Source organism: Colwellia sp. MB02u-14, from assembly GCF_014076915.1.
In the GTDB taxonomy this organism is placed as follows: Bacteria; Pseudomonadota; Gammaproteobacteria; order Enterobacterales; family Alteromonadaceae; genus Colwellia_A.
Window position 1 is genome coordinate 1 of sequence record NZ_JACGUX010000061.1, and the last position, 15,473, is coordinate 15,473.

A 15,473-nucleotide genomic window follows, 5' to 3' on the forward strand; every position below is an offset into this window, starting at 1 on the left:
TCTGTTTCGATGTCAACGTTTTATTTAATTTAATTTGAAGTTAATTCAGATTTCATTTTAAAACGTTAAGTTAACTCTTTAGCTCTTATAAAGAGAAGTTAACTTATCAAAACAGCCCTTTGGGTCACCCCTTGGAACTGGAGCGCATTCTAGACATTTCTCGCTGGGCGTCAACCCTTTTTTGTCATAACTTTGAAATAAAGATTTGTTCGAGCAATTAACGTACAACCCGTAGTTTTATTGGTCTTTATTCAACCATACTTGTTCTTTATTTGGTTTTTTCTTATTCTATTGGTATTTATATTACAAAGATCAATTAAATTTATCTTTGAAGATCCTCTAATGATCCAGTAATTTTAGTTAATAAAAAAGCCTCTTAAAAGAGGCTTTTGTTTAAACGCTTAAAATATATAAGTTAGCTTTGCTCTCTAGCAATAGCTCGATAGGCAATATCAGTTCTAAATTGCACTTCTTCCCAATTAATTTCATGTAATAATGCGTAAGCGGATTTCTGAGCTTCTGTGACTGATTCACCTAATGCAGTAGCACAAAGCACACGTCCACCGGACGTTACTATGTCGCCATTAACTTGAGCCGTTCCAGCATGGAAAGTTTTTCTGTCTGGGTGCGTATTAGTTTTCAGGCCTGAAATAACTTTACCTTTACTATAACTTCCTGGATAGCCGCCAGCGGCAAGTACAACACCTACAGCAGGACGTGGATCAAAGTCTATCGTTGCTTTATCTAATTCGCCCGCACAAGCTGATAAACATAACGCTACGATATCAGACTTTAAACGCATCATAATAGGTTGTGTTTCAGGGTCACCAAATCGACAGTTATATTCGATAACTTTTGGTGTGCCACATGCGCCGATCATCAATCCGGCGTATAAGAAACCGCTATAGGGTGCGCCTTCTTTTGACATGCCTTGGACAGTAGGATAAATAACTTCATTCATAATACGTTGATGAAGTTCTGGAGTTACTACCGGCGCAGGAGAATAAGCTCCCATTCCGCCAGTATTAGGTCCTTCATCATTGTTATAAGCACGTTTATGGTCTTGACTCGTTGCCATAGCTAAGACGTTTTTGCCATCAACCATAACAATGAAACTAGCTTCTTCACCATCTAGAAATTCTTCTATAACAACACGGTGCCCTGCATCACCGAAAGCATTACCTGCAAGCATGTCTTTAATCGCATCTTCCGCTTCGGGTAATGTCATCGCGACAATAACGCCTTTACCTGCTGCTAAGCCATCAGCTTTAATAACAATAGGTGCACCTTTTTCTCGAACATATGCTAATGCAGGTTCTATTTCAGTAAAGTTTTGGTACCAACCCGTTGGAATGTTGTGACGAGCTAAAAAGTCTTTAGTAAATGCTTTTGAACCTTCAAGTTGTGACGCTTTAGCACTAGGACCAAAAATAGTTAAACCCTCCGCTTGGAAAGCATCAACGACGCCGTCAACAAGCGGCTGCTCCGGACCAACAATCGTAAGGGCAATGTTCTGAGTTTTAGCAAAGTCGACTAGTGCAGCAGTATCGCCAGCAGATATGGCAACATTTTCTACTTTATGCTCTGTTGCTGAACCAGCATTACCTGGTGCAACAAATACTTTTTCTACTTGTGCTGATTGTGCTGCTTTCCATGCGAGTGCATGTTCACGACCACCACTACCTATTACTAAAACATTCATTTATCTTAACCCTACTTTATTTACTTGAAAATATGCTAAAAAACTTGCGCCATTATAAGGGAAGTTATGACGCAAGTCTTAAGATTATTTAGCTACTTTTGTAAATTTTAACGTCATACGATCGCTTTCTCCGATGGCTAAATATTTTTCTCTCTCTTTATCTTTCAATGCAAGTGAAGGAGGTAATGTCCAGACACCTTTTTCATAACTTGCTTTGTCTTTAGCATTAGCATTTACTTCACTACTGGCAATAAAAGTAAATCCAGCAGCTTCAGCTTGTGCAATTGTCTTCTCCACAGAAACATAGCCGCTATTCATATCGTTAGCTGTTGCGCCTTTAGGTAAGCGATGTTCAACAACACCTAAAATACCGCCAGCTTTTAATGCTTTAAATGCATCAATGAATACTTGGCTTACGCCCTCTTCTCCCCAGTTATGTAAATTACGGAAAGTAAGGACCATATCGGCGGTACCTGCAGGCGCCAATTCACTTGCTTTCTTTGGCACAAAATTTGATAACTCAACTTCACTAAACATCTTGTGGTTAGCCAATTTTTTTACTAATTTTTTACGCGAATTGCTGTAATAGTTGTCTTCACCCGTATCGGGGTAATGCGCGCCAATTAATTTACCTTTACCCTTTAGCGCCGGAGCTAAAATTTCAGTGTACCAACCGCCACCAGGGGTAATTTCAACAACAGTCATTGATGGATTAAAACCAAAAAATTCTAAGGTTTGCTTTGGATGACGATATTGATCACGCATTTTATTAGCCGCCGATCTATTTTCACTAGCAACAGCTTGCTCTAATTGTAGATTAGCCATAGGTTTACTTGTTTGTTCAGCGTAAGAGACACTGGCAAGTGACAGACTAATGATTGAGGCAGACAGTAAAGTTTTTATTGTTTTCATTTGCTTTTCCATATCAAGAATAAAGGTTAACTCGACATGTTATAGCAGATTTTAAAAGAAGAAACAGATAAGGGAGATAAAATAAAGGGGTTTAGCCTTGTTGAAATGTAACATTTTATCAACAAGGATAATAAAGCAGTTAATTGGAAATGCTTTAAGCGGGTTAGTGAAAATTAAAGGCGGAAGCGCGGAGCGTAGTTTATCTACGTGAGCACTTCCAACGAATAATTTTATTTAACCAACCACAAGCAAACCTACTTAATGGCGGAAGTGACGCATTCCTGTGAACACCATAGCAATATTGTGTTCATCGGCAGCCGCAATAACTTCATTATCACGCATTGAACCACCCGGCTGAATAACGGCAGTAATTCCAGCTTCAGCGGCGGCATCTAAACCATCACGGAATGGGAAAAATGCATCTGATGCCATGACTGAACCTTTAACTTCTAAGTTTTCATCAGCAGCTTTAATACCGGCAACTTTTGCAGAGTAAACGCGGCTCATTTGACCTGCACCAACACCGATAGTCATGCTATTTTTAACATAAACAATAGCATTTGATTTTACGTATTTCGCTACTTTCCAACAAAATTGTAAATCACGCATTTCATCTGTCGTAGGTTGACGCTTGGTCACTACTTTTAATTCGTCACGAGTTACTTTGCCTTGATCTCTGTCTTGAACTAATAAACCACCGTTTACACGTTTAAGATCAAATTCAGTAGTTTTTGTAGACCATTCACCACATTCTAATAAACGTAAGTTAGGCTTAGCAGCAACAATTTGTGCAGCCGCTTCGGAAACACTTGGCGCAATAATAACTTCCACAAATTGACGAGAAACAATAGCTTCGGCTGTGTCTGCATCTAATTCACGGTTAAATGCGATTATGCCACCAAATGCTGACGTAGGATCTGTTCTATAAGCCCCTTCATAAGCAGCTAATATATTGTCGCCAATTGAAACACCACAAGGGTTAGCGTGTTTTACGATAACACACGCTGGCTCGTCAAATTCTTTAACACACTCTAAAGCTGAATCCGTGTCAGCAATGTTGTTGTAAGAAAGGGCTTTACCTTGAAGTTGCTTAGCGGTTGAAACAGAAGCTTCTTGTGCATTCGCTTCAACATAAAAAGCGGCATCTTGGTGAGAGTTTTCACCGTAACGTAAATCTTCAGTTTTAATAAACTGACTGTTAAAGGTACGTGGAAATTTGTTTTTCTCTTTAAAGTTAACTTCAGCATTTTCATTGCCGTGGGCGCTAAGCATTTTACCAAAGTAATTTGCGATCATTCCATCATAAGCAGCGGTGTGCTCATAGGCGGCAATAGCTAGATCAAAACGAGTTTTGTAAGTTAATGAATCATTATTTGTATTCATTTCTGCTAATACACGATCATAATCTTGGGCATTAACGACAATGGTTACATCTTTATGATTCTTTGCTGCAGCGCGAACCATTGTTGGTCCACCGATATCGATATTTTCGATAGCATTTTCTAAGGTACAGTTTTCATCACTAACGGCGTTAGCAAATGGGTAAAGGTTAACGACAACAATATCTATAGCACTAATATCGTTTTCAGTCATAACGGCTTCATCAATACCACGGCGAGCTAAAATTCCGCCATGAACTTTTGGATGAAGTGTTTTTACGCGGCCGTCCATGATTTCAGGATGACCTGTGTATTTAGAAACTTCAGTAACTTGTATACCATTATCAGCTAATAACTTTGCTGTGCCGCCGGTTGATAAAATATCAACACCTTTTTGCGCTAAACTACGAGCGAAATCGACAATACCTGTTTTATCAGAAACACTTAATAATGCACGTTTGATTGGGCGTGGAGTATCCATTGCTTTATTGTTAACCTTAAAGTTAGTTTAATTGTCTGGCCGTTGACATTTGTCCTTGGCAATTATCTTTGTTGAGATAAATCCCCTACTCGTAAAGAGCAGCTAGCTTAAGAAAACCCCTTAGCTAGAAATAAAGAAAGCACCCTAGGGTGCTTTCAATTGACAGGAACAACCTGTCTTATTTTTAGTTCATGCCGTATTTTTTTAACTTCTTACGTAAAGTACCGCGATTGATACCTAATAAGTTGGCAGCGCGTGTTTGATTACCGCGTGTATACTTCATAACTTCTTCTAACATTGGCGCTTCGATTTCAGAAAGTACAAGGTCGTACATATCATCTACATCATTACCATTTAATTGTGATAAGTAGTTACTGATCGCTTGTTTAGCTTGAGTACGTAATGGAGAATACTCAGCTTGAGTTTGGATTTTGCCAGTAACGAATGGTGATGAAATATTTTGTTCAAACATAAAGTTCAGACTCTTTCTAGTTAATTTAAATTATCAAAATACAGTTCTAATGCGTCAACTTGATCGGTAGTTGACTCTAATGCATTAAAAACAGAACGAAATTTTTTCTCCTGGTCATACGCGAGCATATACCAAGCAACGTGCTTACGAGCAAAACGGACACCCATAAAGTCACCATAAAAATTGTGCAAATCCTTTACATGCCCGATAACTATCGGACAAATCTCTTCCAATGAGGGGGCAGACAAATGTTCACCCGTTTTCAAGAAATGGTTAATCTCTCGAAAAATCCAAGGTTTCCCTTGGGCACCACGACCTACCATTACGGCATCAGCCCCAGTAAAATTTAATACCTGCGCGGCTTTTATTGCGCTGGTAATATCACCATTAGCTACAACGGGAATACTGACCGCCTGCTTAATAGCTTTTATCGTTTCGTACTCCGCATCACCTTTATAAAAATCATTTCGTGTGCGGCCATGAACGACTAAAGACTGAATACCATTGTGTTCAGCAATTTTAGCAATTTCAATACCGTTGCGTGTATTTTCACACCAGCCAGTACGAATTTTTAGTGTCACTGGCACGTTTACCGCATCAACAACACTTCGCACAATCTCTTCAACCAGTTTAGGTTCTTTTAGTAGAGCAGAACCCGCGAGCTTTTTATTGACCTTCTTAGCAGGACAGCCCATATTGATATCTATAATTTGTGCGCCATTTTCAACATTAACTTTAGCAGCAAACGCTAACTCTTCAGGATCTGAACCGGCAATTTGTACCGAACGAATACCTGCAAATTCACTATGAATACTTCGTCGTTTAGATTTTTCGGTATGCCATACTTTGGGATTAGACGAAATCATTTCTGATACGGCTAACCCTGCTCCCATTTGACAACACAGTTGTCGAAAAGGTTGGTCAGTTATTCCGGCCATCGGAGCAAGCATTACATTATTTGATAAAGTATACGAACCTATATTCATGTTGCTGTTTTTTTGAGCTACTATTCAAAAGGGCGCTAAGTTTACGTGTTTTTTAGGGAATTGAAAAGCATATAAATTGAACAATTTTTGCTTTTTTTTGCTTTTTTAATATTGACTTTTTGCAAACTATTGATGTGAGCAGAATTTGTACAAATAGCTAACGAATACTGCTCAAATAATAACAGGAATTTTGACTAATTTTTTTTACCTGAAAGACGAACCCACTCATCTTGTACTGCAATGGCATCCATCTCACACCACTGACCATAAATATTTTGCAGTTCATTCGCTTGTTCTTCTAAAACACCCGACAATGCAAGTTGGCCATTTGGTGCAACAAACTCAATAATTGTTGGCGCTAATTCACGTAATGGACCTGCTAAAATATTGGCTACGACTACATCAGCTTTAAGATTGGGTTGGTCTTTGGGTAAAAAAAGCGCTAAACGGTCTTCAATACCATTGCGTTCAGCATTTGCTTTACTTGCTTGTAATGCTTGTGGGTCGATATCAATACCAATAACTTTTTTAGCGCCTAACTTGAGTGCCGCCAGCGATAAAATACCTGAGCCACAGCCAAAATCAACCACGGTTTTTCCCACTAAATCTAAACCATCTAACCACGTTAAGCATAATGCAGTTGTTGGATGGGTACCGGTACCGAATGCTAAACCTGGATCAAGCATTACATTTACTGCATCGGGGTCAGGTACGTCACGCCAGCTTGGGCAAATCCATAAACGATCACCGAATTTCATCGGATGGAAGTTGTCCATCCATTCTCTTTCCCAATCTTTATCTTCAAGTTGCTCTAATTTATAAGCCATGTCATTCCTATCGGGATGAATGCTTCTCAGATAAGTAATTGTTTTGTCCATATCATGGCTGGCATCGAATAAGCCCATCACCACGGTATTATGCCAATAGATAACTTCGTCACCCGGAAGAGGCTCATAAATAGGGGTATCTTGAGCGTCGATGAAGGTTACGGCTTGAGCGCCACAAGCACTTAACCAATCGCTATATTTTTCTGATGTTTCTTCATTCGCACTCAAGCGAAGTTGTATCCAAGGCATGAAAAGTTCTCACTATAAATTTTTCACTAGTTTAGCATTTTTCCTTAATACCCACATAGACTTCTGATAGAGTATTTACTACAAGTATAATATTCTATTCGGCCCATAAGGAATTCTTCAATGCTCGATCTTCTCCCTGATTTATATGACATTTACCCTAACGCATTAACATTGGCTCAACCGCTATTTACCGATTATGGTAAAAATAAAATATTCTATGGGGAAATAGTTACTGTTGATTGTTTTAATGACAATTCAAAAGTTAAAGCCTTGGTTGATACCGATGGTACAGGTAAAGTGATGGTTGTAGACGGTAAAGCAAGTCTTACTCATGCACTTTTAGGTGATATGCTTGCTGAAAAAGCGGTTGAAAACGGCTGGCAAGGTATTGTTATTAATGGTTGTATTCGTGATGCAGGCACTATTGCGACACTAGAATTAGGTGTTAAAGCATTGGGGTGCTGCCCTATCAAAACCGAAAAGCTAGGTATCGGTGAAGTTAATACGCCCATCACCTTTGCTGGACTTCATTTTATTCCAGGACATTTTATATATGGCGACAGTAATGGTTTAGCCATTAGTGAAACGCTTTTGTCACTCCCGTCTTAAGCGTTGATCATATTAACAAATATATATCAGAGACTATGAAAACAATATAGGTTATTTAAATGAAATATTTTCCCATTTTTCTTGATGCTAACAACATCTCTGCGATGATTATTGGCGGCGGTGATGTCGCGGCACGTAAAATTGAATTATTACTGAAAAGTACAACCAACATTACCGTTATGGCTGAGAGCTTATCAATGAGTGTTCAGCGTTTGGTTAATACACATGATCTACGTTGGTTAGATCATAACTATCAAGCTGGGCATTTAACCGGTATTAACTTAGTCATAGCAGCTACCGACGATGGTGATATAAATAAAGCGGTTGCAGCTGAATCTCAGCCTCTCAACATTTTAACTAATGTCGTAGATCAGCCAGAGCTTTGTACCTATATTACGCCAGCGATTATTGATCGTTCACCCATGATTATCGCAATGTCTAGTTCTGGTAGTGCGCCGATACTGTTAAGAATGCTTCGAGAACAAATTGAAAAAACATTACCCAATGGCTATGGCAAGCTAGCTGATTTTTGTTTCAAATTTCGTGACCATGTGAAAGCAAGAGTCAAAGGGCTTCGAAATCGCCGTACCTTTTGGGAAAGCATATTAAGAGGGCCTATTGGTGAAGAAATATTACAAGGCAATATACAAAAGGCTGAGCAACAGCTTATTTCCAGTATTAAGCAAGAGATTACGCCACCCGAAGGTGAAATCGTTTTTGTCCACACCCTTGACGGTAATCCAGATAAATTAACCCTGCAAACACATCGAGAAATGCAATTTGCTGATGCTGTATTTTATGATGATGACGTTAATATTGATCTTATTGAGTATATACGCCGTGATGCTGAGAAGTACCCACAAAGTATTACCTCATCGATATTAATCAACTTCCAACATGCACTTGAGCTTGCTGAAAATGGACAGAAGGTTATTTACTTATTAGCAGGACATACTCCATTACCCGAAAACTCCGCATTATTATCGAGTAGCATCATTAAAAAACAATTAATTAGTGGTGTTTAATACAACCTAAGCCAACTCTTCAGGTTAGCTTTCATTATTTTTAAATCACATAAACAAATAGCAACGATACAAGGAGAGTTTAGCCACTCTCTTAAATTCATGTGTTCATAACATACCGTATATAAAAAAGGCGTTAAAGAAACTCTTTAACGCCTCGAAAAAGTGGTGCTTTGCGCAAGGCCCACTTCATCTGGAGAAGTTATAATTTTTTCAATTCCACTATGACTCTTGTAACTATATTATAAATAATACTCATAGATCATTTAAAAAAGCCAACAACGCTACACGTTCTTCTTGAGTAAATGCTAATACCTTGTTCTTCGCATTTTCAGCTTCACCACCATGCCAGAGTACCGCTTCCATAATCGTGTTTGCTCTACCATCATGTAAAAACGTTGCCTGTGGATCAACTACTTTGGCTAAACCTAATCCCCATAAAGGTGGAGTACGCCATTCTGTCGCTGTCGCTAAAAATTCATATAACATATTAGCTGAAGCAGGTTCATTTTCAGGGGTAAAATCCGCTAAGTCTTCCCCCATGTCATGCAATAACATATCGGTATAAGGAAAAATAGTTTGCTCTGAAAGCTCAGGCTGATCTTGATCGATAATCGTCGTATAACTTTCGGTGTGACAACCTTGACAGCCCGCTTGCATGAACAATGCTTTGCCGATAAGTACTTGTTTGGAATAAGCATCACGACGTTCGGGTACTGCTAGATGCGAGCTATAAAAGGCAATTGCATCTAGAATGGGGTCTGATACTTCAAAATCATAATCATTCACACTGTCACCGTTGCCGTTAGGCGCGGTTAAACATTCACTTTGCTCTTCTGTACACGTTTCCTTCTTATGTAAACGATTAGTTAGGCCCATATCATTCACAAAAGCGCCGGCACTTTGCTCTAAAATAGTCGGTTGTCCAGCTTTCCAGCCAAAGCGCCCTAATAAAGCTTTTTGACTATTTACACTCCACACGTAATTTGCTTTACCAGAAATGCCATCAGCATCGTTGTCATTTATATCTTCTTTTTTAAAAATATCGGCTTCTGAAATTAAGGCTAATAAACCTAAACCTATCATTGGAGGTGCTACTCGTGCCGAAAATACAGTATCTGCTTCAAAAATCGTCTCTGGGTTATAACTGGTAATTGTCCAATTTGGTTCACGTAAAGTTACACTGGTATTATCGGTAAAAGAGACCACTTTATCTTGATAATTTACCTGTAAATTCACTTCAGGTAATACACCCGATATTCCGTGCTGTTGTAATTGACCGCCAAAGTACCGATCTGGCACATTTGCTTTAAGCGATTGTAAAATTAGGTCTTTATCTTCGAAGCCGATATTAGTAGTAGCGGTTCTAAATAAAATGCTATCAAAATCAGTATCATTTTCATCGACAGGCGCATGACCACGTCCGTCACGAATATGGCAATCTTGACAGGCATTATTATTAAATAATCCACCTAAACCATCACGAGACGATGTACTAGCACTACCTTCAACCCAAGGGTTATTAAAAAAGTCATCTCCTAGGTTAAATATTTTTTTTCTTTCAACCGATACCATATTATTAGAATTTTCTGAAAAGGCATCCGATTGCACTTTTTTAATGCTCGCCTCTCCTCCTGATAAATGTTCATTTTCGACGGGAACAGCCGGTGCAATAAGTGTGTTTTCGTCAACAGGTACTGGCGTTGTATTATTGTCTCCGCCACCGCAGGAGGCAAGTAAACATATAGCGAGTAGAGAAATAGTTGTATTTACTATGTTATGCATTACATTTCCTGAACATTAATATCGATCGAAAAGACCTGCACAAGCAGGCCTTAATTTTAATGGGATAAACCGTAACGTTTAATCTCCGTCAAATTCTGTATCTATATTTTTTAATGCTAAAACTTCGGCCATTAACTCTAATTCGGTATCTAAAGCTACTAACTCTGTTACTGCATTTTCAGCAATTAATCGCTCAACACCATTACTTGATTGACCAATGATTTGGTCAAATTTAACAGGGTTTTCTGTACGTTCTCCTGCAGCTAAAATTTGAGCCATTTTATCTTCAATACTTATTAATGCTGTATCAATGGCTTCATAGGTTGCCGCATTTTTACTATTGACTAACACAGCTAAACTAGCACCGGAAATACTATAAGTTACAGATTCATAAGTACCATAAAAGACATTTTTAACACCTTGGAAGTTATGATAAATAGCAAGGTGACTTAAATCACTAAAACAATCATGTTCTTCTTCAGGGTCTCCTAAACTTAAACCTGATCCCATACGAGCAGAAGCAAGCTCATCGGTAGCCATAGTGATCATAGAACCCACCATATAATCAAGCGCTAACGGACTATTAACAAAATTATACGCTAACGTACCACTGGTTATTTTTGCAGTAGGACTCCATTCATCGGTCATAACCGTTAAATCGCCAACTAATAAATCGGTTACTGCCTTTAAGTATTGACCTCTGCGCTCACATTCTGAATCTACACATGTACCATCGATAGCGAAATCGGTTGCTGGTCGTTCACCAGAGCCCGCGTCAGTACCATTAAGATCGCTTCCCCACAACATAAATTCAACGGCATGAATACCCGTTGTTACGTTGGCATCATTATCATCAGCACCGTTTTGATTCAATAATAATTCAACATCAATATCTTCACTGCCTGCAATAATGGTGATGATATGGTTTTCGTCTAATGGCCAAGCATTAACTTGCCCCTCCCACTCATCAACACTCGCTGGTCCGCCATCAGCATCTAGGTTTGCACCCACGGTAATAATACTGTCAAATCGCATGATTTCAGATTGTTGATAAGGGGCTCTGATAGCTTTATATGCACCCTTTGCTGCTAGCAAGTTATCTTCGGTTGGTTCATCAATAAAGGTATTTACACTCTCTTGTAATATCAATGCAGCTATTTTTGAATCAGTATAAGCGGCATATGCGATATCAGCATGGTTATCTGCAATATGAGTAACGGTCTTTAAATCTTCGGAATCATTTTGACAAGCAGCAAGTACCGCTATCGTTGATACTATAAGGCCATTAAGTAGTACTTTGTTCATAATTTCTCTTTGAATATAATTCTTTAAACTTGATATACAAATGATAATCACAATCATTTAGATTATCAATTGATTTTTTACTTTATTGAAGATAAAATTTAATTTTCACGCTGAATAACTCAAACATGGCTTTTCCCTTTATCGAACAACTTCCTGAATTCATACTTTCCTTATTCTTTTTTATTGATATAGAACGACGTACTTATTGGCTATATTTATTATCTGGTTTTGTCATTGGGACTATTTTTACGTGGAAAAATAAAAATGTATTACATTTATTTATCAAAAACACTTTTTCTATAAAGTATTGGTTTAATCATTCCTGTTACAGAGATTACCAATGGATATTGATCAATCATATGTTAAAGACACTGTTAATAGTGCCATTGCTAGCATCAAGTTTAACGGTTGCTCTTTATGTCAATAGAGTCTTTCTTGGGAGTTTTGGATCTGGGGACTTTTTGCATTGGCCTTATCAATATGTAGTGATAACGTTTAGTTTGGTACTCTTTTTTATTGAAGACTTCTCACGCTTTTTTGTTCACTGGTTATATCACCAAATTCCTTTTTTATGGAAGTATCATGCTATCCATCATAGTGCGACTGTATTAACGCCGTTAACACTTTATAGGGTGCATAGTATTGAATATATTTTAAATAATTGCCGAGGGGTGTTAGTGGTGGGCGTAGTCAGTGGAGTATTTATGTATTCCTTTGATGGAGTAATTGGTTTCGCTGAGATATTAGGGGTTAATTTATTCAATTTTCTTTTTAACTTAGCTGCGGCAAATTTACGTCATAGCCATATATGGATAAGTTTTGGCTATTTAGAGCATATATTTATTAGCCCTGCCCAGCATCAAATTCATCATAGCCGAAAAAAAGTTCACTATGATAAGAACTTTGGCTCTTGCTTGGCCATTTGGGATAAAGCCTTTCATTCATGGGAAACCAGTAAAAATAATAAAGTACACCACTTTGGCCTATAACGTTGATGATCAACATACGTTATATAAAAATGGATTATTGAGTTTTTTTGACCTTACACAACACTTAATTGACAGAGAGTTCCTTTCGTTTATTACAATCAACGTACGTAATCAGGGTAATTCAACGTTGTTTGAAATTTTTATATATCACAATAGCGATTTGTTAACTGCCATGATAAAGTTTTAAAATACAGAGACGCTATTTAAATAGCGCTTTAATAATTAAAACATCTACTTAATCCGGATATTAATATATGAAAAATTTCTTCCGCAGCTCTATTTTACTTCAATTAGTCTTTGGTATCTCAACCGCTGTCGCTTTCCTTCTCATTGTAACCTCTTATTTTGTTTTATCCGATATCAGCGAAGACACCCGTAAACAACTAAATAACTCTATTGAGAGCATTGTAAGTAAACAATCAGGCGAAGTGCGTAATTTCTTTATTGCAAAAGGGCAATTAAACCACGCTATATTTTCTAACCCGCTGGTGGTTGACTGGTTTACTGATTATGACCAACGATTATCCAATTTAGATGATGATAAAAACTATAAAGACGTGATTGAATACTTTAAATATTTTTCAGATCAAGACTCATCGATTAAAAGTGTCTTTTTTGGAGCAGAAAATACCCATGAATATTTTGATTTAAACGGTCGATATAACGATGCCGATTATTTTACCAATAAACGACCCTGGTGGCAGGAAGGCATTGATAAAGGAAAAATGTACGTAACTGATCCGGCCGTTGATGCAAATGATGGTTCAATATCAGCAACAGTAAAAGGACCATACTATTTACCTGATGGGCGTTTTATAGGTATTGGTGGCATTGATATTTTAATTACTACTATTGGTAAAGATTTATTAGCTAACATTAAATATCAAGGAGAAGGTGAAGCTTTTTTAATGACAGATAGTGGTCAATTAGTATTTTTTCCTGGCTTTAATAAAGACTTTAAACCTGGTTCTTTAATGTCATCTGTGGATAAAAAATTTAGCAATACCAATGGCTTTGGTTCATTACAAACTGAAATATCAAATAATAACTCAGGCTCTTCGAATGTCACTTGGCAAGGAGAGAGCTATCAAGTTATTTTTAATCAGGTAAGTAGTGATTATCCATTAATGAGCTGGAAATTAGGATTTTTGGTTCCAGATAGATTGATTTCAGAACCTGTAGAACAAGCCTTTATTTCTTCAAGCATTACGGTGGTCGTGATAATAGCCTTAATAGCTTTCGTGGTTTGGTTAATGGCAATACCGTTAATGAAAAGGATTAATATGTTACAAGTTGCGATGAGTGATATGGCAACTGGCGAAGGCGATTTAACTAAACGAATTAAAGTTGTCAAAAAAGATGAGATAGGTAACCTTGTTGAGGAATTCAATCGTTTTGTCAGTAAAATTCAGCAACTAGTTAAAGAAACTGTCGACATAAGTCGTGAAGTCAATCAATCAACAAAAATAGCTACAAGTATTGGGCATAATACCAATATTATTATAGAGGGGCAAAAGCAAGAAATTGAAATGGTAGCAACTTCAGCCACTGAACTTGCACAAACCAGTAACGATATTTCTAGTAATGCCAAATTGTCTAATGGTTTAGCCAGCCAAGCAGAAGAAAAGGTATCGCATGGCGTTAAAGTTGTTGAACAAGCGACAGAAGGTATCAACGTACTTTCTGAAAATGTTATTTCTGCTGCGAATGTGGTTAATCAATTAAAAGATGGTACACAAAGTATTGGCGAAGTTCTCAGCGTGATCAGAAGCATAGCAGAACAAACAAATCTATTGGCACTGAATGCAGCCATTGAAGCAGCTAGAGCAGGAGAACAAGGTCGAGGGTTTGCTGTTGTTGCTGATGAAGTTCGTACTCTGGCTTCACGAACACAAGAATCTACGAGTAATATTGAATCAATAATCGATGAATTACAAAGTACTGCAACTAGAGCAGTAGAGGTCATGAACAGCAGCCAAAATGAAGCGCAGCAAAGTGTCGAATTAATTAAACAAGTACATACCGTGCTTAACGATATCAATACAGTTATATCTAAATTCCAATTACAAACACATGAAATTTCTGATGCTGTCTCTCAACAGGCAACGGTCGCTGAGGGAGTTTCTCGAAGTGTCGAGAATGTCCGTTTACTTGCTGATGACACCGTTCAAAGTTCATCAAACATGGCTGAGAGTCTAGCCGGGTTACAAACAAATTCAGATGCGTTAACTACCGTTGTAAAACAATTTAAGGTTTAGTGAGGATTACGAGTAAATTAAATAAAAGGATGCTAATGCATTCTTTTATTTGCCTATTAAAAGCAAAAGCTACAATCCACATTTAAGTATAAATATACAGACGACAAATACTCTGCTGTTAGAAAAATTATAAAATTGTAGATATAACATTATAATGTACTAAATTTATGATGTATTAAACTTATAATGTTCTAAATTGTAGTTATAAAAAAGACGCCTAAACATCTTTTCTTTCGGTTCTCGTGAGGACTAAAATCAGGATTAAGCCATATTCATAGTGAGTATAGGTATGAGGAAATACCACTCGTTAACATAATTTATAATAGCCTAAATTTCAGCTAAAAAAAAAGACGCCTAAGCGTCTTTTCTTTAAGTTCTCGTGAGAACTAAAATCAGGAACTAGTCAATGATTTTAGATACAACACCAGCACCAACTGTACGACCACCTTCACGGATAGCGAAGCGTAAACCTTCGTCCATCGCTACTGGGTTGATAA

The 15,473-nt window shown here is 37.7% G+C and carries 13 protein-coding genes; 4 read left to right on the plus strand and 9 right to left on the minus strand.

All coding sequences use genetic code 11. The features are described from left to right. Window positions 1-415 precede the first annotated feature (415 nt). The 6 genes from purD to prmA form a co-directional block, all read right to left on the minus strand. On the minus strand, window positions 416-1,702 hold the full coding sequence (purD, locus tag H4J52_RS04770; RefSeq protein ID WP_182181171.1) for a phosphoribosylamine--glycine ligase: 1,287 nt from the start codon (window positions 1,700-1,702) through the stop codon (window positions 416-418). Window positions 1,703-1,786: 84 nt separating this feature from the next. Then, window positions 1,787-2,614 carry a class I SAM-dependent methyltransferase gene (locus tag H4J52_RS04775; RefSeq protein WP_182224297.1) on the minus strand — a complete coding sequence of 276 codons (828 nt, stop codon included), beginning with the start codon at window positions 2,612-2,614 and terminating at the stop codon, window positions 1,787-1,789. Window positions 2,615-2,872: 258 nt separating this feature from the next. Continuing rightward, window positions 2,873-4,474, minus strand: coding sequence for a bifunctional phosphoribosylaminoimidazolecarboxamide formyltransferase/IMP cyclohydrolase (purH, locus tag H4J52_RS04780; RefSeq protein WP_182224298.1), 1,602 nt, complete (start codon window positions 4,472-4,474; stop codon window positions 2,873-2,875). Between the two features lie 184 nt (window positions 4,475-4,658). Beyond that, window positions 4,659-4,946 (minus strand): DNA-binding transcriptional regulator Fis, encoded by a 288-nt coding sequence (gene fis / locus H4J52_RS04785; RefSeq protein WP_070375036.1) that lies wholly within the window; start codon window positions 4,944-4,946, stop codon window positions 4,659-4,661. Window positions 4,947-4,966: 20 nt separating this feature from the next. Continuing rightward, window positions 4,967-5,932 carry a tRNA dihydrouridine synthase DusB gene (gene dusB, locus H4J52_RS04790; RefSeq protein WP_182181168.1) on the minus strand — a complete coding sequence of 322 codons (966 nt, stop codon included), beginning with the start codon at window positions 5,930-5,932 and terminating at the stop codon, window positions 4,967-4,969. Between the two features lie 194 nt (window positions 5,933-6,126). After that, window positions 6,127-7,008, minus strand: coding sequence for a 50S ribosomal protein L11 methyltransferase (prmA, locus tag H4J52_RS04795; protein ID WP_182224299.1), 882 nt, complete (start codon window positions 7,006-7,008; stop codon window positions 6,127-6,129). Between the two features lie 120 nt (window positions 7,009-7,128). On the opposite strand from prmA, the gene H4J52_RS04800 reads away from it, so the two are divergent. Beyond that, the gene (locus H4J52_RS04800) at window positions 7,129-7,617 is read left to right on the plus strand and encodes a putative 4-hydroxy-4-methyl-2-oxoglutarate aldolase (protein WP_182181166.1); all 489 of its coding nucleotides are present in this window, start codon (window positions 7,129-7,131) and stop codon (window positions 7,615-7,617) included. 59 nt (window positions 7,618-7,676) lie between these two features. Further along, the gene (locus H4J52_RS04805; protein WP_182181165.1) at window positions 7,677-8,642 is read left to right on the plus strand and encodes an NAD(P)-dependent oxidoreductase; all 966 of its coding nucleotides are present in this window, start codon (window positions 7,677-7,679) and stop codon (window positions 8,640-8,642) included. A gap of 252 nt (window positions 8,643-8,894) precedes the next feature. Here H4J52_RS04805 and H4J52_RS04810 read toward each other — a convergent pair whose 3' ends face one another. After that, window positions 8,895-10,424 (minus strand): di-heme oxidoredictase family protein, encoded by a 1,530-nt coding sequence (locus H4J52_RS04810; RefSeq protein WP_182181164.1) that lies wholly within the window; start codon window positions 10,422-10,424, stop codon window positions 8,895-8,897. Between the two features lie 78 nt (window positions 10,425-10,502). Further along, entirely contained in the window at window positions 10,503-11,729 is a 1,227-nt protein-coding gene (locus H4J52_RS04815; protein WP_182181163.1) for an imelysin family protein, read from the minus strand. 125 nt (window positions 11,730-11,854) lie between these two features. On the opposite strand from H4J52_RS04815, the gene H4J52_RS04820 reads away from it, so the two are divergent. Together H4J52_RS04820 and H4J52_RS04825 are read left to right on the plus strand one after the other, a co-directional pair. Next, on the plus strand, window positions 11,855-12,718 hold the full coding sequence (locus H4J52_RS04820) for a sterol desaturase family protein (RefSeq protein WP_182181162.1): 864 nt from the start codon (window positions 11,855-11,857) through the stop codon (window positions 12,716-12,718). A 254-nt stretch (window positions 12,719-12,972) separates the two neighbouring features. Beyond that, window positions 12,973-14,976 carry a methyl-accepting chemotaxis protein gene (locus H4J52_RS04825; protein ID WP_182181161.1) on the plus strand — a complete coding sequence of 668 codons (2,004 nt, stop codon included), beginning with the start codon at window positions 12,973-12,975 and terminating at the stop codon, window positions 14,974-14,976. Window positions 14,977-15,375: 399 nt separating this feature from the next. On the opposite strand, the gene H4J52_RS04830 is transcribed toward H4J52_RS04825, so the two are convergent. Continuing rightward, window positions 15,376-15,473, minus strand: a 98-nt coding sequence (locus H4J52_RS04830; RefSeq protein WP_220460028.1) for a hypothetical protein, incomplete at its 5' end; no start/stop codon positions are given.

What these genes read in the sequence shown, in the direction of transcription:
- purD (WP_182181171.1), bottom strand. Translation starts at nt 1,702, where the DNA reads ATGAATGTTTTAGTAATAGGTAGTGGTGGTCGTGAACATGCACTCGCA.
- H4J52_RS04775 (WP_182224297.1), bottom strand. Translation starts at nt 2,614, where the DNA reads ATGAAAACAATAAAAACTTTACTGTCTGCCTCAATCATTAGTCTGTCA.
- purH (WP_182224298.1), bottom strand. Translation starts at nt 4,474, where the DNA reads ATGGATACTCCACGCCCAATCAAACGTGCATTATTAAGTGTTTCTGAT.
- fis (WP_070375036.1), bottom strand. Translation starts at nt 4,946, where the DNA reads ATGTTTGAACAAAATATTTCATCACCATTCGTTACTGGCAAAATCCAA.
- dusB (WP_182181168.1), bottom strand. Translation starts at nt 5,932, where the DNA reads ATGAATATAGGTTCGTATACTTTATCAAATAATGTAATGCTTGCTCCG.
- prmA (WP_182224299.1), bottom strand. Translation starts at nt 7,008, where the DNA reads ATGCCTTGGATACAACTTCGCTTGAGTGCGAATGAAGAAACATCAGAA.
- H4J52_RS04800 (WP_182181166.1), top strand. Translation starts at nt 7,129, where the DNA reads ATGCTCGATCTTCTCCCTGATTTATATGACATTTACCCTAACGCATTA.
- H4J52_RS04805 (WP_182181165.1), top strand. Translation starts at nt 7,677, where the DNA reads ATGAAATATTTTCCCATTTTTCTTGATGCTAACAACATCTCTGCGATG.
- H4J52_RS04810 (WP_182181164.1), bottom strand. Translation starts at nt 10,424, where the DNA reads ATGCATAACATAGTAAATACAACTATTTCTCTACTCGCTATATGTTTA.
- H4J52_RS04815 (WP_182181163.1), bottom strand. Translation starts at nt 11,729, where the DNA reads ATGAACAAAGTACTACTTAATGGCCTTATAGTATCAACGATAGCGGTA.
- H4J52_RS04820 (WP_182181162.1), top strand. Translation starts at nt 11,855, where the DNA reads ATGGCTTTTCCCTTTATCGAACAACTTCCTGAATTCATACTTTCCTTA.
- H4J52_RS04825 (WP_182181161.1), top strand. Translation starts at nt 12,973, where the DNA reads ATGAAAAATTTCTTCCGCAGCTCTATTTTACTTCAATTAGTCTTTGGT.